The sequence below is a fragment of the Bradyrhizobium sp. AC87j1 genome, assembly GCF_002936975.1.
In the GTDB taxonomy this organism is placed as follows: domain Bacteria; phylum Pseudomonadota; class Alphaproteobacteria; order Rhizobiales; family Xanthobacteraceae; genus Bradyrhizobium; species Bradyrhizobium shewense.
The window spans coordinates 1-3,814 of sequence record NZ_PTFE01000198.1 but is presented as its reverse complement, the minus strand read 5'-3'; the positions used below and the strand labels follow the sequence as shown (position 1 = coordinate 3,814).

The 3,814-nt window shown below is 65.4% G+C and carries 4 protein-coding genes; 2 read left to right on the top strand and 2 right to left on the bottom strand.

Features of this window, described 5'->3' with window-relative positions; genetic code table 11:
- Positions 1–170: 170 nt before the first annotated feature.
- Together CV770_RS40570 and ftsY are read right to left on the bottom strand one after the other, a co-directional pair.
- Positions 171–773 carry a septation protein A gene (locus tag CV770_RS40570; protein ID WP_091964972.1) on the bottom strand — a complete coding sequence of 201 codons (603 nt, stop codon included), beginning with the start codon at positions 771–773 and terminating at the stop codon, positions 171–173.
- Positions 774–776: 3 nt separating this feature from the next.
- Positions 777–1,724: a signal recognition particle-docking protein FtsY gene (gene ftsY / locus CV770_RS40565; protein WP_028139238.1), complete on the bottom strand. Its 948-nt coding sequence runs from the start codon at positions 1,722–1,724 to the stop codon at positions 777–779.
- A 60-nt stretch (positions 1,725–1,784) separates the two neighbouring features.
- On the opposite strand from ftsY, the gene CV770_RS40560 reads away from it, so the two are divergent.
- Positions 1,785–2,486, top strand: a complete 702-nt coding sequence (locus tag CV770_RS40560) for an RluA family pseudouridine synthase (protein ID WP_165637691.1) — start codon at positions 1,785–1,787, stop codon at positions 2,484–2,486.
- A 138-nt stretch (positions 2,487–2,624) separates the two neighbouring features.
- Positions 2,625–3,734 (top strand): DUF2336 domain-containing protein, encoded by a 1,110-nt coding sequence (locus CV770_RS40555; RefSeq protein WP_104466277.1) that lies wholly within the window; start codon positions 2,625–2,627, stop codon positions 3,732–3,734.
- Positions 3,735–3,814: the final 80 nt, after the last annotated feature.

Genomic DNA, 3,814 nt, shown 5'->3' with positions numbered 1-3,814 from the left:
GGCGCTGATCCATTGCTGACATCTCACTCCACGGCATGGACGGCCTCCCGAATCGGACCAATCCAGCCAATGTTGATGTGTCAGCTATGTCTCCGAACACCCGTCAGTGATCTGTCCGGGCTAAACATCAAGCCGGGGCATGACAGCGGTATGTGGAGCGACGCCTCGGCCTAGCCCTTCCTCACGTCCCCCGCGTCCGCCTCGCTGGTCTCCAGCGACGCCGGCTCAACACCGTAGCGCTTGGTCAGCGGCATCTGGGCGATGGCGAAGATCATCGTGATCGGGGTCACGCCGAACACCTTGAAGTTCACCCAGAAGTCGGTGCTCTGGGTGCGCCAGACGATCTCGTTCAGCACCGCCATGCCGGCAAAGAACAGCGCCCAGCGCAGGGTGAGGATGCGCCAGCCCTGCGGCGTCAGATTGAACATCTGGTCGAACATCACAGCGATGAAGGAGCGGCCGAACAACAGGCCGCCGCCGAGGATCGCGGCGAACAGGCCGTAGATGATGGTCGGCTTGAGCTTGATGAAGGTCTCGTCGTGCAGAACCAGCGTCAGCGTGCCGAACACCAGCACGATCACGCCTGTGACGATCGCCATGATCGGGATGTGGCGCGTCACCACATAGGATGCGACCATTGCCGCCACGATCGCGACCATGAAGGCGCCTGTCGCCGCGAACAGATTGAACTTCGCATTCACGAAGAAGAACACGAGCAGCGGCCCGAGCTCGGTCGCCAGCTTGAACAGCGGATGCGGCTGGGTCTTGTCCATTCTTCAGCTTTCGATTCCGGCAATGGCGCGGGCGAAATCGCGCGCGGTGAACGGCGCGAGATCGTCGACGCCTTCGCCGACGCCGATGAAATGCACCGGCAGTTTGAACTTTTCCGCGAGCGCCACCAGAATGCCGCCGCGCGCGGTGCCGTCGAGCTTCGTCATCACGAGGCCGGTGACCCCGGCGGTGCGATGGAAGGCCTCGACCTGCGACAGCGCGTTCTGGCCGACAGTGGCATCGAGCACAAGCAGCACCGCATGCGGCGCAGTGTCATCCACCTTGCGGATCACGCGCACGACCTTTTCGAGCTCGTTCATCAGCTCGGCCTTGTTCTGCAGCCGGCCGGCGGTGTCGATCAGGAGCACGTCGATATTCTGCTCCTTCGCCGCCGTCAGCGCGTTGAAGGCAAGGCTCGCCGAATCCGAGCCCTGCGCGCCCGCGATCACGGGCGTCTTCGTGCGCTCGCCCCACACCTTCAGTTGCTCGATCGCCGCGGCGCGAAACGTGTCGCCGGCAGCCAGCATCACCTTGCGGCCTTCGGAGGCGAATTTCTGCGAGAGTTTTCCGATGGTGGTGGTCTTGCCGGAGCCGTTGACGCCAACCACGAGGATCACGAACGGCTTCCTGGCCGTATCGATCTCGAGCGGCTTTGCCACCGGCGCCAGCACCTTCTCGACCTCGGTGGCGACGACGTCCTTGACCTCGTCCGCCGAGATCGCCTTGTCGTAGCGTCCGGTGCCGACGGCGTCCGCGATCCGCACCGCGACTGAGGTGCCGAGATCGGCGCGCAGCAGCACGTCCTCGATGTCGTCGAGCATGGCGCGGTCGAGCTTGCGCTTGGTGACGAGGTCGGCGACCGCGGTCCCGAGCGAGGACGAGGTGCGCTTCAGCCCGTTGGACAGACGGCGCCACCAGCTCAGCTTGGGGGGATCTGACGTGGTATCGTTCATGGCGGGGGTGTGTTAGCCGTTCCGGCTGCCAAACGAAAGTCTTGACCGAAAGTCTTGCAATTGCTCGATGTTCCCCAATTGACGGCCGATGAAATTCTGGCCCGCGTGCTCCATCGCGACGGGCTGATGCTGATCATCGACAAGCCGGCCGGCCTGCCGGTGCATCGCGGTCCCAAGGGCGGCGCCAATCTGGAGGATTCCTTCCACGCGCTGTGCTTCGGCCTGCCGCGACCGCCGGTGCTGGCCCACCGGCTGGACAAGGACACCTCCGGCTGCCTCGTGCTCGGCCGCCACCGCAAGGCAACGGCCTCGCTCGGGCTCCTCTTCAAGCACGGCAAGATCGGCAAGACCTACTGGACCGTGGTCGAGGGCGGCCCCGCCGAGGACGCGGGCACCATCGATATGCCGCTCGGCCGGCTCAATGCCGAGCGCGGCTGGTGGCAGAAGCCCGATCCTGAGGGACAGAAGGCGATCACCAACTGGAAAGTAATGGGCCGGGGTGACGGTTTTACCTGGCTCGCCATGGAACCGGTGACCGGGCGGACCCATCAATTACGGGTGCATTCGGCCGCGACCGGCTGGCCGATCTTCGGCGATAACATTTACGGCAACGGCCCGCGTTTCGGCGAGCCGAAGCTGCACCTGCATTCGCGCGAGATCGTGGTGCCGATCTCCCGGAACAAGGAGCCCGTCCGCGTCGTGGCGCCGGCCCCGCCCCACATGCACGAAAAGCTCCGCGCCTGCGGCTGGAACGGGGAATAGCCCTTCAGATCCTCATAGTGAGGAGCTTAGCAGTGCCGGGCTACCGGCCCATGGTTTACGAAACGTTCAGTGCTCGCCGCTAATGATGACGGTTGCTTAGAACAAGCTTCTGTAACCGCTCAGGATGAGCAAGGCGTGATGTCCAAGGCCGAGCTATCGATCATCGAAGAGGTCGAATCCGCGATTCGCGCAGGCTCGGCGGAAAAGGGCCTGGAAACGGCCCGGCGCGTCACCGATCTGTTCCTCTCCTCCGCCGGCAGTTTCGACGACGAGCAGATCGCGCTGTTCGACGAGGTGCTCGAGCGCCTGATCGGCACCATCGAGCTTCGCGCCCTTGCCGACATGGGCGCACGCATCGCGCTCGCCGAGATCAGCGCGCAGCTGGCGCCGGTCGCGCAGGCGCCGCCCTCCGTGATCCGCCGCCTCGCCAGCAATGACGAGATCCGCATCGCCGGTCCCGTGCTGCAGGAATCCGCCCGCCTCGACGACGGCGAGCTGGTGAAGATCGCATCATCCAAGGGCGAGCCGCATCTGCTCGCGATCGCCGGCCGCTGGTGGCTGAAGGAGATCGTCACAGACACCTTGCTGGCGCGCCGCTATCCCAGCGTCAGCCGGCGGCTCGCCGCCAATCCCGGCGCGCGCGTCTCCGGAAACGGATTCGCCGCCATGGTCGGGCAGGCCGAGGCCGATCCCGAACTTGCCGTCAGCGTCGGCGTCCGCCTCGACCTGCCGTCGGAGCTGCGTCGCCGATTGCTGCGCTCGGCGAGCGATGCCGTGCGCGCCCGCCTGCTGTCGCGCGCGCCGCCGCATCTGTTCGAGGAAATTCAGAGCGCGATCGCCGCCGTCACCGTCGGTGTCGATCGCGAGATGTCGGGCGTCCGCGATTTCGAAGGCGCCAAGCGGGCAATTGCAATGCTCAAGGCGACCGGCCAGCTCAGCGAAGCGACGCTGTTCGGTTTCGCCACACAGCGGCGCTATGAAGAGACCGCCGCGGCGCTGGCGGCCCTGTCTGGAGCGACCGTCGAGGTGATCCGCCCGCTGATGCAGAGCCTGCGCGACGACGGTTTGCTGGTGCCGTGCAAGGCGGCGCAGCTCAGCTGGGAAACCACCACCGCCGTGCTCGAAAGCCGTTTTGCCACAGGCGCCATGAAGCCGGCCGATCTTGCAAGAGCGCAAGGGCACTACGCGCGGATGACGCCGGAGAATGCAAAGCGGACGCTGCGGTTCTGGCAGGTCAGGGCGTCGTAGCTTCTTCCCAGCGAGTTATACGGTGAGCCGCTCGCCGTCACTGCCAGCAATCACAAGCGGCACGACGCTCCCGACCCGCC

Bases quoted from the DNA above. Each gene is read 5' to 3' on its own strand.
- CV770_RS40570 (WP_091964972.1), bottom strand. From the start codon at position 773: ATGGACAAGACCCAGCCGCATCCGCTGTTCAAGCTGGCGACCGAGCTC.
- ftsY (WP_028139238.1), bottom strand. From the start codon at position 1,724: ATGAACGATACCACGTCAGATCCCCCCAAGCTGAGCTGGTGGCGCCGT.
- CV770_RS40555 (WP_104466277.1), top strand. From the start codon at position 2,625: ATGTCCAAGGCCGAGCTATCGATCATCGAAGAGGTCGAATCCGCGATT.